At 38.9% G+C, this 252-nt stretch carries 1 protein-coding gene; it reads right to left on the bottom strand.

What is annotated here, in order from left to right:
* On the bottom strand, positions 1-252 hold a 252-nt coding region (locus SB751_RS33295), incomplete at both ends, for a hypothetical protein (protein WP_410749405.1).

Here is a 252-nt window from a genome sequence, read left to right as displayed (position 1 = left end):
CCTGTAACTTTTTACCTAAATGTTGGTATTTAGCGGTTAACTCATCACTTGCTTGCGCAGCAAAATAAGCTAAAAACACTTGCTGCCATTGGGTATCATTCAAGGCATTTTTGCGTAATAAACGCGGTAAAAAGTCTTCAAGCAATTTAAAATGCTGTTGTTGCACTAAAACTTCGGTGTACAACTTCAAATCAAGTACCGTGGCTTTTTTAGATTCTGCAGCCACCCGTATTTGCGGCTCAATTACACTAC

The organism is Cupriavidus sp. SIMBA_020, from assembly GCF_046535395.1.
GTDB classification, from domain to species: Bacteria; Pseudomonadota; Gammaproteobacteria; order Burkholderiales; family Burkholderiaceae; genus Cupriavidus; species Cupriavidus campinensis.
This window is presented reverse-complemented; position numbering and strand designations above follow the sequence as displayed.